Origin of the sequence: Paenibacillus turicensis, from assembly GCF_050461185.1 — a bacterium.
GTDB classification, from domain to species: Bacteria; Bacillota; Bacilli; order Paenibacillales; family Paenibacillaceae; genus Fontibacillus; species Fontibacillus turicensis_A.
Genome location: NZ_JBCMOR010000015.1, coordinates 282,200 through 298,252, shown reverse-complemented (window position 1 = coordinate 298,252; position 16,053 = coordinate 282,200). Strand labels below are relative to the sequence as shown.

The window sequence follows — 16,053 nt, the reverse complement described above, 5'->3', positions numbered from 1 at the left end:
TTGAATCTGACGAGATTAATTCGTTGAAATTAATCTACTTATTTTTGAATTCCACTTTCGTGAAATTCACTCACTCGTTGTTTAGTTTTCAAAGATCAACTTTGTTACTTTTTGTTGATTTGCTTAGTTAAAAGCTTTGTTTCAGTGTTAACTGCGTTCTCAGCAGCAACTCTTATAATATATCACTTCCTGTTGAATAATGCAAGTCTTTTTTTAAAAAACTTTTTTACTGAATGTAAAAGCAATGTTCAACAGTAAGCTTTATTATATACGATAATTCCACAAAAAGCAACATAATAAGAGATTATTTATTATTAGTATTATTGGTAAGTACTAGCGCGTATAGAAGCGAGTAATATTATACAATTTGGAGCTACGATATGACTTCTTTTATATATAGTCCTTTTTGTACAACAAGATTTACAATGTTACCTCCAACTGAAACCATAGGGCGGGTTGGATGATCACGATCTGTAAATATAATCTCTCCTAGGCTATCATTACTCAAACGAACCTTCATTCCATTATGGAATTGTGTAACTTTGTCGATGAATGTCTGAACGATACTAGGATCAAGCTTACCAAATGCTTCTGATTTTATTTCCTCCAATACTAAGTAGGGTGATTTAGCATCACGATATCTGCGTTGTAGCGTCATTGCGTGAAATATATCGGCAACCGCAACAATTTTAGCATAAATATGAATTTTCTCGCCTGTCAATCTGAAGGGATATCCAGAACCATCTAACTTTTCATGATGTTGTAGCGCGGTAAGTCTAACTCCTTCATTAATTGCCGTTGTTTTACGTAGCTGCTGATAACCATAAGTGGTATGCATCTTCATTTCTTCAATTTCCTCAAGTTGAAGAGGACCTGGTTTGTATAAAATAGTAGGGTCCACCTTTGTATTTCCGATATCATGAAGCAATCCTGCAAAAGCAACCTGCATCCAATCTTTTTGTGGCAGACCACACCACTGAGCTAAAGTGTAAGAGGTTAGTCCTGAAAGAATCGCGTTATGATATTGGTAGTCATATTCATTCATGTTTCGTGGGGTAAAGGTAAGAATATGATAATGCTTAATATGCTTGATTAAGGTTTCTAACTGATGTCGAAGCTCATATATAGGTAACTCCGCGGCAAATACAGATTGAAACGCACTTTTGGTTAAATGCAACATTCGATCATACTCCTGCTGAAACACAAGTGGGACATTCAGCTCTTCAGAACTACTTTGTGCTATACTAACTGGATTTTTGCCTGACTGAGTCGCAACATGATTAACTACTTCATCTTTGCCATCATCAATATCAACAGCATGAATTAAAAAGGCTCTTAGTATGTCCAAATCTCTTGGCAACAACACTTTACCTTTTTGAAGAAGTAATCCCCCAAGGGAAGTATGTACATGATTATATGTTTTCATTCCCGGCTTTAATTCAGCTAATGACAATGTAATCATAATGTGGCGCTCCTTCAATCAATTGAATTTTGTATACTCGATTCACTTTATATCATATTTTACAGACTTTAAGAAGTATTCGTCACTTTAATTATTAATTTAAGAACAAATATTTAACTTAACTATATTAGAATAAACTCTAATGATTCAAAAAAAGCGACCAACTAAGAGAAAATCTCTTGTCAGTCGCTTCAATTATTAATTCATTTGTATTCCTCATGGTAGAGGTGTAGGGTACTTAGATTACTCTATCTCGTCAGTACCCTCGTCAGAGCCTACATCGCTTACCTCTGTTGCATCGCTAGATACATTATCCTCAGTAACAACAATGTTGCCATCTGTTTCAATATTTTCGTCGTCATCTAGCTCTTCGGTTTCTTCTGTTTTGTCAGAACGGCACACCGTACCCACAGAATCATCCTCACGAATATTGATAAGCTTTACCCCTTGAGTATAACGACCCATTGTGGAGATTCCCTCCATGCTCATCCGAATCAAGGTGCCACTGCTTGTAATAATCATTAAGTCTTCATCATCTTTAACAACCTTCAGACTCACAACTGAACCATTTTTGTCCGTTACATTAATTGTTTTAATCCCTTTACCACCGCGGCTTTGAATACGATAGTCGGATACAGGCGTACGTTTACCATAACCTTTACTTGTAACGATCAAAATGTCTTGATCTGGTTGAACGATATCCATAGAAATGACAGAATCATCACCACTCAGCGTAATCCCCTTCACTCCCGTTGCCGCTCTACCCATAGAACGCACATCACTTTCAGGGAAGCGAATCGACAAGCCTTGTGAAGTACCCATAATTAATTCTTGGTTACCATCTGTCAGTTTAACATCAATTAGGATATCATCTTCACGTAGGTTAACTGCAATTAACCCACCTTTGCGAATGTTAATGTAGTCCTCAATTGGTGTTTTCTTAACAACGCCTTGACGTGTAGCAAAGAACAAATATTTATCCTCATCAAAACGCTCAACAGGAATGACAGCATTTACCGTTTCCCCTTGCTCAATTTGAATCAAATTAATAATTGGTGTGCCACGTGCAGTACGTCCAAGCTCAGGAATTTCATACGCTTTAAGACGGTAAGCCTTACCTCGGTCAGTAAAGAACATAAGATAATGGTGAGAGTTCGTTACAAATAGATGCTCTACAAAGTCATTATCTTTGGTATCCATACCTACCACACCACGACCACCACGTTTTTGACTGCGATATGTCGTTACAGGCAAGCGTTTGATATATCCCGTATGCGTAATTGTGATAACAACTTCCTCTTGAGGGATTAAATCCTCATCTAAAATGCTATCTTCACCCGCGATAATTTCTGTACGACGATCATCTGAATAACGATCACTAATTTCTTGTAGCTCTTCACTAATAATATTCAATACAAGGTGCTCATTAGCTAAAATTTCACGATACTCAGCTATTTTTTGCATCAATTCATTATATTCTGCTTCAATTTTTTCACGTTCCAAGCCGGTTAAGCGTTGTAGACGCATATCCAAAATCGCTTGTGCCTGTTCAAAAGATAAAGCAAATCGTTCAATTAAGCCATTACGAGCAATCTCTGCCGTTTGTGAAGCACGAATAAGTGCGATAACCTCATCGAGATTATCAAGTGCAATCCGTAAGCCTTCGAGAATGTGGGCTCTAGCTTCTGCCTTTTTAAGATCATATTCAGTACGACGTCTAATGACTTCAATCTGGTGTTGTAAGTAATAATATAGTGCATCTCTTAGCGTTAAGATTTGCGGCTTTTTATTTACAATTGCCAGCATGTTTACACCAAACGTAGTTTGCATTGCAGTATGCTTGTACAAATTATTAAGCACAACGTTAGGATTCACGTCGCGTCGGAGTTCAATCACGATACGCATACCGTTACGGTCAGACTCATCACGTAGATCAGTAATGCCCTCGATTCTTTTCTCACGTACTAGCTCAGCAATTTTCTCAACCAATCTAGCTTTATTCACTTGGTACGGAATTTCATTAACGATAATTCGTGCTTTGTTATTGTTTTCTTCAATAACGGCTCTAGCACGCATAGTTACAGAACCCCGGCCTGTTGTATATGCTTGACGAATACCTGAACGCCCAATAATAAATCCAGAGGTTGGGAAGTCAGGCCCTTGAATATAATCCATCAATTCTAAGGAAGTAATGTCTGGATTTTCAATTAAAGCTTGTACCCCTCTAATGACTTCACCTAGATTGTGTGGAGGAATGTTAGTTGCCATCCCTACGGCGATACCAGAAACACCATTTACAAGCAAGTTCGGAAATCTTGAAGGTAATACAATGGGTTCCTTTTCTTCGCCATCATAGTTTGGTTCAAAGTCAACGGTTTCCTTGTTGATGTCACGCAACATTTCCATCGCAATTTTAGAAAGTCTTGCTTCGGTATAACGCATTGCCGCTGCACCATCACCATCAATCGAACCAAAGTTACCATGACCATCTATAAGCATATTACGCATTGAGAAATCCTGTGCCATACGAACCATCGTTTCATATACGGCGCTATCACCGTGTGGGTGATACTTACCGATAACCTCACCAACGATTCTAGCCGATTTCTTATACGGCTTGTCTGGATACATCCCTAGCTCTGACATCGCAAACATAATACGACGATGCACTGGCTTCATCCCGTCTCTGACATCTGGCAAAGCGCGACTAACAATAATACTCATTGCATAATCCATAAAGGATTCGCGCATTTCTTCACCAATATCTCGATCTATGATTTGCGGGTTCTTTTCTTCCGCCATGCTTCGAACCTCCTTCAAATATGTTTCATAAAAACTGACTTGAATCTATTTCACTAACTTGCATTAGTTTTTATTGAAATAACATTCATTGACTCTCATAAAAAACACACACTGAAGCTACGCAATTTATAATTGTCAGGTTATGTATGGAGAAATAAAAGATGACAATCTTTATGGTTAAGAATAAAACTCCACCTTTTATTATATTACTTTCACAAATCAAGCACAATTAAACGTAATGTGGTTACTCTTCTCCAATTAATGTAGCAAAAATGGGGATGTGTCCATTCCTATTTTGCTTTCTCCTCATACACTGCAATTATAGGCATTTGCGTTAATCGCCAAAAAAGTAGGCAAATCACCATATCTTATAATTATATCATTGTTAATCTCTTCTGTCCTATGTTTTTCAACTAGAGCCTGTTCAAATTCATATTAGGAAAGGATGGAAACTTCATTGGCTATTCAAAGAATCGCGAGTAAATGGGAAAAAACAAAAGTATTGAAGCAAAATGATGACCTTGTCCCTTATATACCAGATACACGAAGATATAATTTACAGCAGCTAGAGGATATGCTTCTAGAGCATAAGGTGGTATTTATCAAGCCAGACCATGGTACCTATGGGAATGGTGTGATGAGTGTTGAATTGCACCAAGTAGAAGAAAATGATGAGATTGCTATACAATATAAATTTAGGCATGGCATACAAACTACTATTTTTCCATCTTTAGAGGAAACACATGCTGTCATTTCTGAGAAGATTGGAAACAATTTTTTTCTAATTCAAAAAGGGATAACAATGTTGACGTATGAGCGGCGGAAGTTCGATATTCGTATTCTTGTACAAAAAAATCCCCAGAAAAGCTGGGAATCTACAGGTTTTGTAGGGAGAGTGGCTGCCCCGCAAAAAATAATAACGAATTATCATGGTGGTGGGACAACAAAAACGATTGAAGAACTATTAAAAACGCATTTAACGCCTAAACAATTTATAAAACTATATAAAGAATTGAAAATATTAGGTGTGGGAGTGGGAGAGCAGCTTAATCGTAAATTTCCAAGGCTAAAAGAAATCGGAATCGACATTGCGATCGACGAGGAATTTCGTCCATGGATTTTAGAAGTAAATACACTCCCCGCCCTTTTCCCATTTAAGCAACTAAAGGACAAAAATATTTATAAAAAGATTCGCAAATATGCTGTAGCTTATGGAAGATATAAAAGTACTAGTAAAAGCTAAAAACTGAAAGCTGAACCTTACTTATTCGTAAGCTGTTTAAATTTCTCCACATATTGACGTGCCAACTCAGTAATGAGATCATAACGCCCTTCTTTAGCTGGTGCAGTTAAGTTGCCACCAATTCCTACTGCAATCGCCCCGTTAGAAATCCACTGCTCCATGTTTTTCAAGTCTACACCGCCAGTAGGCATAATGTTAACGTGGGGCAACGGTCCTTTCACAGCTTTAATAAAGTCAGGGCCAAAGGCACTTCCAGGGAATAATTTTAATATATCTACCCCGTATTTAAGAGCTTCCTTCATTTCGTTTAATGTGAGACAACCAGGCATATAAGAGACACCGTACAAATTACATATCTTAGCGGTTTCTTCATCAAATGTAGGACTTACAACAAACGCAGCTCCAGCTAATATCGCGATACGTGCAGTGATAGGCTCAAGTACAGTGCCAGCACCAATGACAGCAGTATTCTTATATTTCTCTGATAATTCTGCAATAACTTGATCCGCCTTTGGAGTTGTAAACGCCACTTCGATATTGTACAAGCCACCCTCAATACAAGCTTCTGACATCAAAATAGCTTCCTGAGCCGTATTTCCTCGGATTACCGCAACAACACCATTAGACGTAACTTTCCGCAACACATTTAATTTTTGCATTCTGAGCAGGCTCCTTTTAAAAATATATTTAAAATATTTAATTAAAATAGTTTAGTAAACTAATAATAACATTTATATATAAAATACTAATGTTGACATGACAACAAGTCAATATGTTTATTAATTTATTGTAATAAACCGGTTTATGTGTTAAGTTCAAATTAATTATGTATATTTCATCTGAATCGACTTAATCAAGGAGGAAAGAAATGTGATGACAGAACAGAACAAGTTAGACGTTGTTACTTTTGGGGAGCCTCTAGTTATGTTTTATGCGAATGAAATTGGCGAACTCGATCAAATTAATTCTTTTTCCAAGGCATTAGCAGGGGCTGAAAGCAATGTAGCGATTGGCTTATCTCGATTAAGCCATCGTACAGGATTAGTCTCTAAGCTAGGTAATGATAGCTTTGCATCATTTATTAAAGCTACGCTTCAGCATGAAGGTGTAGATATCAGTTCTATTTCAACCAGTGAGGAACGACCAACAGGTATGTTAATTAAATCAAAGGTTGCCTCTGGTGATCCGAAAGTCGAATATTTCCGTAAATTCGCTGCAGCTTCTACCCTGAGTCTAAGCGATTTTGATCATGATTATTTCGAATCAGCTAGACATTTACATGCAACTAGCATCTCTGCTGCCTTATCTGACGAATGCTTTGAATTTGCAACGTTTGCAATGGAGCATATGAAGCGTCAAGGTAAAACAGTTTCCTTTGATCCCAATTTACGTCCTGTGTTATGGAAAGATGAAAAAACAATGATTGAAGGCGTAAATAAGTTAGCAATTCTTAGTGATTGGTTTTTACCAGGGTTAGGTGAAGGTAAAAGACTTACTGGATACGATACGCCAGAAGCGATAGCAGACTTTTATTTAGAGCGTGGACCTTCGATTGTTGTCATTAAGCTTGGACCAGAAGGTGCTTATTATAAAACAAAAGAAAGTCAAGGTATCGTTAATGGCTTTAAAGTAGAGCAGGTTATCGATACAGTAGGTGCAGGAGATGGTTTTGCAGTTGGTGTAATCAGTGGCTTGTTAGAAGGACTTACGCTTCCTGAAGCAGTAAAAAGAGGGAATGCCATTGGGGCTTTAGCTGTAATGTCGCCTGGAGATATGGATGGGTTGCCAGACCGAGCTAAACTAGAAGGATTTATGAAGATATAAGTTACGGATTCAAAATCGTATTATATGGAATAAAATAAGAGAGCCGATTAGAGCCTTACTACAAAAGTAAGAAGATCTGATCGGCCTTTGATAAGTAAAGCAGCTATACATACACACCTAAAATTGAAAAGAAATACGTCCATAATGATGTAGGCCTGTCCCCTGCTGAACAACCTCTCTTTTCCTCAAATCATGTACAGCCTCTCTAACATCATCAAAAATACTCACATCGATTCCAACCTCATTATGAGAGCCAAATACGATAGATACTTGCTCAGAGATTGAACATATTTTTTCTAATGATTCTACTAATAGCTGTGGATCTGTTGTCGGATAAAAAGCATAGATTGGTGTACCTACATATAACAAATCCCCTGTAAATAAATACTGAGTATGCTTATCGTAAATGCAAATATGTCCCGGTGAGTGACCTGGGGTATGATAAATGATTAATTCACGTTCCCCTAAATCAATCACATCACCATCCTTTAGCGTATGGATATGCTCTGGATTCCCTCGATAAGGAACAAAGGTAGCGGAATCAAACGTCTCTGGTGTAGGTTTACTAATATCCCTACCAATGTCTTTTCTAATCTGTGCCAAAGGTAAGCCTGGCATCCCCTCTAGTAGCCAGTTTATTTCATCCTCATGCACATAAATATCGTCAAATTGCCCATGACTCCCAAAGTGATCCCAATGTACATGCGTTGTAATTACAACAATCGGAAGGGTTGTAAGCTGATCTACTATTCTTTTAATATTATCGATCCCAAGCCCTGTATCAATCAAAGCAGCCCTTGTGTGGCCAATCAATAAAAAGGAATGTACCTTCTCCCAATGTCCATATTCACTAATCGCATAAGTAGAGTGATCAATTTGTTGAACTGTAAACCATTCGTCTGTTAAAAAGTCTAGTCGTGTCAATGCAAATCCCCCTATTATTTCTCAGGCAATAATTTTAAAAACTATTTTAATTTTCGATGCGTAAAACAGATTGTCCCTTAATGAGCTGAGGTGGAAAGCGATACGTAATGGGAACAGATTGCCCTTGCTCAATACAAGACACGATAATTTGTGCTGCCTTCACGCCCATTTCATAAGCAGGCTGACAGACAGTAGTAATGCAAGGGTTATAGATTTGCGCAAAGTCACCATGGTCGATCCCAATTACCGATATATCTTGGGGGATACGAAGTTGATGAACATTTACATATTTCAATATTTCCGCAAGTACAATATCATTACTCGCTAATATTGCTGTAGGTGGCGTGGGCAAAGAAATCAGCTGTGCGAATGTATTCCCTAATTCCTCTTTTGCAGCATCTCGAATGTAATCTAAATGTACAGCTAGACCTTCATTTTCCATTGCTCGTTTAAACCCACTTAATCTTTCCTTACGTGGTGTGATGCCATCTTTACCAATAGGGAGCGATAAGAAGGAAATTTTCTGGTGTCCATGCTGAACAAATTCCTGAATTGCAATTTTACAAGCCATTTCATTGTCCATAAGTAAGCTGTGCATTGCAATGCCATCCACTAACCGATCCAAAAATACTACAGGATAACCTTGTTCGATTAGCTTCGTATACATCGTAGGTGATTTACTAGTAGGAAAAATAATTAATCCATCCACTTGTCGTGCCTTTAGCATTTCAATATACTTTTGTTCCTTCTCGGGGCTTTCATCTGCATTACAAATAATAACGGCGATTCCATAGCTCTGAAGTTCATTTTCAATTGCTCGTATACAGGAAATAGACAAGGTGTAATTTAAATTAGCAACAATAATGCCGACCATATATGTTCTATTTTCCCTTAGTCCTAATCCACGAGCTAAGCCACTTGGTTGATATTCCAATCGCTCTATGACCTCACTAATTTTCTGCTTTGTTGCTTCACTCATGTAGTGATAACGTTTGTTCAAAAACTGAGAGACGGTACTTTTAGAAACCCCTGCTTCTCTGGCAACATCTGCTATTGTTAACTTCTTCATCAAATTACTCCGATCTATCAGCAAAATATGTTATTTATTATAGACCGTCTAATGACAAAAGGCGATCTGCAAAGCCATCTTACAAGTCATGGTATCAGCATAAAATTATAAGTATAAAAGTACATATATGAACTAAAATGAATGTATATAAACATAAATAATACAAAAAAACCATTTATAATATAGACCTATTTAGGTTATAAAGGATACAATAAAGCTACAATGTGTCTCTGGAAGTGAAATACTGATTGAACTATAAAGATGAGGGTGAGAAAAATGAATCCTATTCGACGTTATGAAAAAATCATGGAGGTCATGCTTCATCAGCGTGATGTCACTGTGGCAGAATTAAGTAAAAAGCTCCAGGTTACAGGAAAAACAATTCGAGAAGATTTGACAAAGCTTGAGGAGCAAGGATTAATTCATCGTGTGCATGGTGGCGCGGTGTTAGCCCAAAGCAATCAACTCGGTATTTTGCCAACCCAGGAATCCAAGCCTAAATTTTTAGAAGAAAAAGTAGAGATTGCCCAAATGGCATTAGCTCACATTCATCCTCATGATATTATCGCGCTAGACGGTGGAAGTACAACACTTGAGATTGCCAAGCTATTAGACAATATTGAATTAACCGTAGTCACCAATGATGTTCATATTATAAGCCAATTAGCACAAAAGGATCAAATTCGGCTCGTTGTACCAGGCGGTTCTCGTGTACGTAACATGTTAATCGGTCCTGAAGCGGTGACCTATATTCAGAATCTTAATATTCAAAAAACATTTATATCTGCAACCGCAATTCACCCTGAGCATGGCCTGTCCATATACACTGGAGACCTTATTCCCTATAAACAAGCACTCATAACAACCGCTAGACAAGTATATACCGTTATTGATCATCATAAATTCGGATCTACTGCACTACGAACGTTTGCTGCTTTGGATGAAATTGACCTTATTTTAACCGATGGGGGTTTATCTGCTGTAAATGCTGAACCGTTTATCAAAACAGGAACAAAGCTAGAGATTGGCTTAAATACGAAGCTAAAATCTTAATTTAGCCCTACCAAACCTAAGTTAAAGCCTGAGCAATTAGACCTTATTTATTTTAAATGCTATAGCATCAGGCTTTAACTTTCCCTCTTATTTTTAAATAGAGCCTACACATTCACACTAATCTATAACTCATTCTAAAGCTCAATCGTGTATTGTTCACCTTCATGCGTCTTAATCGTAATATGTTTATCGTTGATGATGACATTTAACTCATTTAATTGCTTGCAGCTGCTCCAAATGTCCTCGCTTTGGCTAAAATTTCGGCTATCTCCAACGATCGCTGAAGCAAACCAGTGTATTCCTGGCTCAAGTGTTGCTGTTAACGTAGGGATTACGGTTCTTGGATGAAGCAAATTCGTATTTGCTTGTGCATGTACAAGTTCAGTAGAGTCGTAACCAAGTAAATTTAATACACCACTACTTCCTGAAGCGCTTGATACAACAAGCATATGGATATCTTCCTCATGCAAATGAGATAACAGTGGCACAGCTAAACACTGTGCGATAGCTCCTTTAATACCTTTATCTCCTTTATTCACTTTAAGCCACTTTTTCCCTTTACCTCCTTCTATGTTTGTTATCTCAAAGGGCTGCTCAATCGGAAAAGCATATCCACCTTCAGCTACATCTAGACTTCGCTCATTTTCAATGCGATGAATGCGAATATGCCAAGGTAAACCCGCGATCACCCATGTCTGTATTTCAACATTACGCCACGGCTGCCATTTTGAAAATAATACATTATCTTTAATCATCGATTGCTCATTTTTTCTTCGCACTCTATAAAGTCGTTCACCTTGCTCAGACAAAGCTAACATCCCATCATAGGCACCTTGCGCTAACCCCCATTCTCCACGTGGAACACTAAAGCCAAATGCAGTAGAATAGACAAATTTTTCGTATTTAGCTGATGTATGAGTATGCTCATTCGTAGCGTGATGCCCACTGTTAAAGGCTACCACATGCCCTGTATCGAGATCTGAACATATTACTAAATGTGGTTGTTGCTGCACAACATAGGGTTGTGATGGGGGTAAAGGTAACTCCTCAGCTTGCCAAAACGGATGGGAAGCGGGTAACGCTGCAATTAAAAAGGTTTTTAATGCCCAATATGGAGAGCCAGGCGAGTTATAATTTTCCGCCATAACTAAATTGGGATAACGATAACCTACAGTTAAAATACCTTGATGATCAAAAATAGGCTGCTGGAACCACCAACGTAAATTACGCAATACAATCCCTTTTACAACACCCCAAGGCAACACCTCTACCTCTGCAAATGCAAGGGCACTCCAAAATGCAGATTGTGAAAAGCGGTAGCTTAAGCTACGGCCATAAGGCAAAGCCTCTCCTTGTGGTGTAAACCAAGCTATGAACTGCTGAGAAAATTCAGCCGCTCGTGCCTTCCATCTCTCAGTTCGTTCTGGATCCTCCTCCCCCATCAGCTTGACGTATAAGAGCGCATAATATTGAATCGCAAACGGAACATAATAATCGCTATGGCCTTCGGGTCCATCACTATACCAGCCGTCACCCAAATAAAAATCGTCTAGCCGCTCCAAATTACGATGTAACTGACTTTGATCATAAGGTAAGCCTCGCTTAGAAAAGCCGATGTTCACTAACACATTAAAAAATAACCAGTTGCAGTCATAACAAGGATGTGAATTAATTTGATTAAGCCAATGATATAAATTTTGTTGCTGCTCCTGTGTTAGAGGCTCCCAGATCGCTTCAGGAATGAGCGCAAGGGCAAAGCCAAACACCGCCATCTCAACAAGCCTCTGATCATAATCGCCCACTTCGCCGAAATATTCCTCATGTCTTGGATTCGTGCCATTAATGATGCCTTGTAAGGTTGTTTCCCATAATGGATGATTGATATCTGCTCCACCTGCAAGGAAAGGAACAAGTCCCCACATCACTCTAGAAAAGCCTTCAATCCCAGCTATGTTGGAGCCATAACCGACACCAGTCACACCTAGCTCTAATCTTGCTTTTCCGGCAGAATAATACGGCTGCAACGGTGTGATTAATTGCGTAACCGCTTTCATGATGTCTTGCTTGTCAACCAAAGGATTATTTTTAAGCTCAGCTAAGTAATTACTCATCTTCCTCCCCCCCGACCGTTTTCTCCCAAAAGATCACTGGATAATCATGATGTAATCGATAAAGTGTCTCCACATAAAAATAATCGCCATATATTAAGGGTACATCGATATTTCGGTTTTCAGGATAATGACTAGTGCCATGAAGTAGAAGGCCTTCCTCCTGAGGTAAATGCCAAGAGCCATAATGAGCATATAACGATTCAGTAATTACAACGCCAGATTGCCAATAACTGAAGGATTCTAAGGGATTCACTAACTGACTTAACAATATTAAGCCACTTGCCGCACAAGAAGCTGCTGACGTATCCTTAAGCCATCTCAAATCTTCAGGTACACGAAAATCGAAGCAAGGGACATGATCCTCTGGCAATTGGGACAAAAAGTAATGTGCAGCTTGCTTCGCTTTATCTAAATAAATTTGCTTACCTGTATGCTGAAAAGCTAACGCCAATCCATAAATTGCCCATGCACTACCTCGTGACCAAGCAGACTCAGGGCCATAACCTTGACCCCCTAAAACCTCTAACTTCTCGCCAGTTTCAGGATCAAATACGACAACATGGTTAACCGAGCCATCGGGACGGATAAAATACTCTACAACCGTATCCATATGAGCCTCAGCAATATGACGATATCTTGGATCATTTGTAACTTCACTTGCCCAGAACAAAAGAGGAACGTTCATACAGCAATCAATAATTGCCCAACCTGCATTTTCATTTCCTTCATACCATGGATTCCATGCCCGAATATAATTTCCTTTTATATTAAAACGTGCTGCCAAATAGTTTGCCGCCTTTAATGCTCTACGTTTGGATTGTAAATCCCCTGTACGCTTATACGAAGCAACACTTGTTAAAATCCACATAAACCCGAGGTCATGATCAAGCTTATCGTAACCATCTAACACTTCATCGAGTACCTTTTCACATTGCTCTGCAATGTCTTGTAATTGATCTCCATCTCCATCACCATCTTCATGATCGGAAAACAGCCACAACATCCCAGGCCAAAACCCCGCTGTCCACCATGAAGGAGCCTCTAAAATATAGGTACCCTCTTGACTTGCATGCGGAAATCTAGCACCGATACGCTTAGCATTTTGGAACGTTTTTTGAAAGGCAAGCTCCCACGCTTTAGGAACCCAATCTAATCTGAGGTCAGTCAATATGATCCCTACCTTTACAAATCATTTAGTAAACGTTTACATTACAATTTTACTCTCTTTGTATAGCTAGTAGCAACGATTAAAAATTTATAGATATAAAAATAGCATGTGTACAAAAAAATACCGCCATCAAAATGGCGGTATTTCTATAGCCTACTCCTTAAGTAGCTTGGTAAATTGATTATATTAAATGTCTAAGTTCTTTACATACTCAGCATGTTCATGAATAAAGTCACGACGTGGCTCAACATTATCGCCCATCAGCGTGTCAAATATCGCATCTGCTTGCATCGCATCTGAAATCGATACCTGTTGCATAGTCCGGCTTTCAGGGTCCATCGTTGTTTCCCATAGCTGACCTGCGTTCATTTCACCAAGACCTTTATAACGCTGAATGTTGAATTTAGCATTTTCACCAAACTCAGCAATAATTTCATCGCGCTCTCTCTCAGAACCTGCGTAACGAATCGTTTTGTTACGTTCGATCTTAAACAAAGGTGGTTGGGCAATGTACACATAACCTGCCTCGATAATTTTACGCATATACCGGAAAAAGAACGTCAGTAATAGTGTACGAATATGCGCACCATCCACATCGGCATCTGTCATTAAGATGACTTTATGATAACGCGCCTTCTCTATATCAAAATCCTCACCAATACCTGTACCAAGTGCAGTAATAATGGCACGAATTTCAGCATTACCTAAAATACGATCAAGGCGAGCCTTCTCAACGTTAAGGATTTTACCACGAAGCGGTAGGATCGCTTGGAAATGACGATCACGTCCTTGCTTCGCTGATCCACCAGCGGAATCACCTTCGACAATATACAGCTCACTAATTGATGCGTCCTTAGACGAGCAGTCTGCTAGCTTCCCTGGCAGAGAGCTAACCTCCAAGGCACTTTTACGTCTTGTAAGTTCACGCGCCTTACGCGCCGCCTCACGCGCTCTGGAGGCCTGCAAGCCCTTTTCTAAAATTTTGCGAGAAACCGCAGGGTTTTCCTCCATAAATTCTTGGAGCTTTTCGGCAAACAAAGATTCAACAATACCACGAACCTCACTATTGCCTAGCTTTGTTTTAGTCTGACCTTCAAATTGTGGTTCAGGAATTTTGACAGAAATAATCGCTGTTAAACCTTCACGCACATCATCACCGGTCAAATTAGAGTCATTATCTTTAATTAGCCCATTTTTGCGAGCGTAATCGTTAATAATACGTGTTAATGCACTCTTGAAGCCAGATTCGTGAGTACCACCCTCATGGGTATTGATATTATTTGCAAAAGAAAAAATATTTTCAGAATAGCTATCGTTGTATTGCAACGCAATCTCAACCTGAATCATTTCACGTTGACCTTCAACATAAATCGGGAATTCATGCATCACTTCACGGTTTTGATTCAAATATTTGACGTATTCAATAATCCCACCTTCATAGTGGAACGAATCGTTAGCGCCTGTGCGTTCGTCTGTAATCGTAATATTAATTCCTTTGTTAAGGAACGCTAGTTCACGAATACGTGTCAACAAAATGCTATAGTCAAACACAGTTGTTTCTGTAAAAATTTCTGGATCGGGATGGAACGTCGTTTTTGTTCCTGTTCCTTCGGTATTACCGATAATTCTTATATCATATTGTGGAACACCACGATTGTATTCTTGTTGATAAATGTGGCCATCACGACGCACCTCAACAACAACCTTTTCTGACAAAGCGTTTACAACAGACACCCCTACGCCATGCAAACCACCAGAAACCTTATATCCACCGCCACCAAATTTACCACCTGCGTGTAATACGGTCATTACGACCTCAAGTGAAGATTTTTTCAGCTTAGGATGCTCACCAACTGGAATTCCCCGTCCATTATCAATGACGGTCACACTGTTATCTTCATGAACGATAACATCAATGGTATCCGCATAACCAGCTAACGCTTCGTCAATACTGTTGTCTACAACTTCCCATACTAGATGATGTAGACCTCTAGCGCTAGTTGAACCAATATACATCCCTGGACGTTTCCGAACAGCTTCAAGGCCTTCCAGTACCTGTATCTGGCTCTCATCATACGATTGTTCGTTCATCGACATGCCTTCACCTACTTCTATAGATTCCATTCCCTCATGATAGATCAGGGAGGTTACACCACAAAAATAATGTTAGCCTTCTTTTTGAGCGTTGCAGAGGAGATCGGAGAGTAATATACCTTGTCCTTCGTCACAACGATAGACTTAGGTGCTTCCTCACCAATGCGTACGACGATCTTTTGTTCTAGCGCTTGGCTAATAAACTGTTTAGAAATCTTCGAGGATTTCTCGATAGACACGTCAAAAATCGCAATCAATTCTGAAGAGAAAATAACCTTTTCCCCACCTAAATGAATGTACATC

General features: G+C 39.0%; 12 protein-coding genes. 3 read left to right on the top strand and 9 right to left on the bottom strand.

Annotated features, from left to right (window positions below; translation table 11 throughout):
• Positions 1 to 373: 373 nt before the first annotated feature.
• Together ABE099_RS18800 and gyrA are read right to left on the bottom strand one after the other, a co-directional pair.
• A complete protein-coding gene (locus ABE099_RS18800; RefSeq protein ID WP_430032789.1) occupies positions 374 to 1,462 on the bottom strand; it encodes an HD-GYP domain-containing protein in 1,089 nt (362 codons plus the stop codon).
• Between the two features lie 243 nt (positions 1,463 to 1,705).
• The gene (gyrA, locus tag ABE099_RS18795; protein ID WP_430032787.1) at positions 1,706 to 4,264 is read right to left on the bottom strand and encodes a DNA gyrase subunit A; all 2,559 of its coding nucleotides are present in this window, start codon (positions 4,262 to 4,264) and stop codon (positions 1,706 to 1,708) included.
• A 457-nt stretch (positions 4,265 to 4,721) separates the two neighbouring features.
• Here gyrA and ABE099_RS18790 point away from each other — a divergent pair, with 457 nt between their 5' ends.
• Positions 4,722 to 5,507, top strand: a complete 786-nt coding sequence (locus ABE099_RS18790; RefSeq protein ID WP_430032785.1) for a YheC/YheD family protein — start codon at positions 4,722 to 4,724, stop codon at positions 5,505 to 5,507.
• A gap of 17 nt (positions 5,508 to 5,524) precedes the next feature.
• Here ABE099_RS18790 and ABE099_RS18785 read toward each other — a convergent pair whose 3' ends face one another.
• Positions 5,525 to 6,166, bottom strand: coding sequence for a bifunctional 2-keto-4-hydroxyglutarate aldolase/2-keto-3-deoxy-6-phosphogluconate aldolase (locus ABE099_RS18785; protein WP_430032783.1), 642 nt, complete (start codon positions 6,164 to 6,166; stop codon positions 5,525 to 5,527).
• A 214-nt stretch (positions 6,167 to 6,380) separates the two neighbouring features.
• On the opposite strand from ABE099_RS18785, the gene ABE099_RS18780 reads away from it, so the two are divergent.
• Positions 6,381 to 7,331 (top strand): sugar kinase, encoded by a 951-nt coding sequence (locus tag ABE099_RS18780; protein ID WP_430032830.1) that lies wholly within the window; start codon positions 6,381 to 6,383, stop codon positions 7,329 to 7,331.
• Positions 7,332 to 7,448: 117 nt separating this feature from the next.
• Here ABE099_RS18780 and ABE099_RS18775 read toward each other — a convergent pair whose 3' ends face one another.
• Complete coding sequence (locus ABE099_RS18775; RefSeq protein ID WP_430032781.1) at positions 7,449 to 8,255, bottom strand: MBL fold metallo-hydrolase; 807 nt, start codon at positions 8,253 to 8,255, stop codon at positions 7,449 to 7,451.
• Between the two features lie 46 nt (positions 8,256 to 8,301).
• Positions 8,302 to 9,324: a LacI family DNA-binding transcriptional regulator gene (locus tag ABE099_RS18770; protein ID WP_430032779.1), complete on the bottom strand. Its 1,023-nt coding sequence runs from the start codon at positions 9,322 to 9,324 to the stop codon at positions 8,302 to 8,304.
• 276 nt (positions 9,325 to 9,600) lie between these two features.
• Here ABE099_RS18770 and ABE099_RS18765 point away from each other — a divergent pair, with 276 nt between their 5' ends.
• Positions 9,601 to 10,377 (top strand): DeoR/GlpR family DNA-binding transcription regulator, encoded by a 777-nt coding sequence (locus ABE099_RS18765; protein ID WP_430032777.1) that lies wholly within the window; start codon positions 9,601 to 9,603, stop codon positions 10,375 to 10,377.
• A gap of 134 nt (positions 10,378 to 10,511) precedes the next feature.
• Here the strand turns inward: ABE099_RS18765 and ABE099_RS18760 are convergent, their stop codons facing one another.
• The 4 genes from ABE099_RS18760 to remB form a co-directional block, all read right to left on the bottom strand.
• Entirely contained in the window at positions 10,512 to 12,488 is a 1,977-nt protein-coding gene (locus ABE099_RS18760) for a DUF2264 domain-containing protein (RefSeq protein ID WP_430032775.1), read from the bottom strand.
• Complete coding sequence (locus ABE099_RS18755; RefSeq protein ID WP_430032828.1) at positions 12,481 to 13,659, bottom strand: glycoside hydrolase family 88 protein; 1,179 nt, start codon at positions 13,657 to 13,659, stop codon at positions 12,481 to 12,483. The genes ABE099_RS18760 and ABE099_RS18755 overlap by 8 nt, the downstream gene beginning before the upstream one ends.
• 183 nt (positions 13,660 to 13,842) lie before the next feature.
• The gene (gene gyrB, locus ABE099_RS18750; RefSeq protein WP_430032772.1) at positions 13,843 to 15,753 is read right to left on the bottom strand and encodes a DNA topoisomerase (ATP-hydrolyzing) subunit B; all 1,911 of its coding nucleotides are present in this window, start codon (positions 15,751 to 15,753) and stop codon (positions 13,843 to 13,845) included.
• A gap of 50 nt (positions 15,754 to 15,803) precedes the next feature.
• The gene (gene remB, locus ABE099_RS18745; protein WP_210089853.1) at positions 15,804 to 16,052 is read right to left on the bottom strand and encodes an extracellular matrix regulator RemB; all 249 of its coding nucleotides are present in this window, start codon (positions 16,050 to 16,052) and stop codon (positions 15,804 to 15,806) included.
• Position 16,053 lies beyond the last annotated feature (1 nt).